A 587-nucleotide genomic window follows, 5' to 3' on the forward strand; every position below is an offset into this window, starting at 1 on the left:
CCTTGGGTCCCTGTAGCAGTAATATCCATTGTTTCTTATATAAAGGTTAGGGGGTAAATCCCGGCGCTCATGACTTCGCCTTCTTCCCATTTCTGATCCTCTTCAAAAGGCCACCTGTTACTGGTCGATTTAAGTCAACCTTTACCGCTGATTCGTGGAACAGATACTCTCTTCCATCCTTAACCGGAGGTGGGAATATCCTGCATTCCCGAACCCATCGACGAACTGTTTCAAGGCTTCTTGGACGTCGCTGGCGTGCGTTCCACTCCTGAAGTGTCAAGTACATCGCAAAGTCTCCGCAATTACACGCAAGAAAAAACCGCCATCAGGCGGCTTGGTGTTCTTTCAGTTCTTCAATTCGAATATTGGTTACGTCTGCATGTGCTATCTGCGCCCATATCATCCAGTGGTCGTAGCAGTCGTTGATGTTCTCCGCTTCGATAACTCTGTTGAATGGCTCTCCATTCCATTCTCCTGTGACTCGGAAGTGCATTTATCATCTCCATAAAACAAAACCCGCCGTAGCGAGTTCAGATAAAATAAATCCCCGCGAGTGCGAGGATTGTTATGTAATATTGGGTTTAATC

3 protein-coding genes are annotated in these 587 nt (G+C 46.7%); all 3 read right to left on the reverse strand.

The features are described 5' to 3' along the window. Positions 1-90 (reverse strand): phage integrase Arm DNA-binding domain-containing protein (locus PsAD26_RS29040; protein WP_141219503.1); only part of this gene is annotated, 90 nt, incomplete at its 3' end. Continuing rightward, positions 68-286: an excisionase gene (locus PsAD26_RS29045; RefSeq protein ID WP_002414258.1), complete on the reverse strand. Its 219-nt coding sequence runs from the start codon at positions 284-286 to the stop codon at positions 68-70. The genes PsAD26_RS29045 and PsAD26_RS29040, both read right to left, overlap by 23 nt. A 39-nt stretch (positions 287-325) precedes the next feature. Beyond that, positions 326-493 carry a hypothetical protein gene (locus PsAD26_RS29475; RefSeq protein ID WP_000545733.1) on the reverse strand — a complete coding sequence of 56 codons (168 nt, stop codon included), beginning with the start codon at positions 491-493 and terminating at the stop codon, positions 326-328. Positions 494-587 lie beyond the last annotated feature (94 nt).

The sequence above is a fragment of the Pseudovibrio sp. Ad26 genome (assembly GCF_001623285.1).
In the GTDB taxonomy this organism is placed as follows: Bacteria; Pseudomonadota; Alphaproteobacteria; order Rhizobiales; family Stappiaceae; genus Pseudovibrio; species Pseudovibrio ascidiaceicola.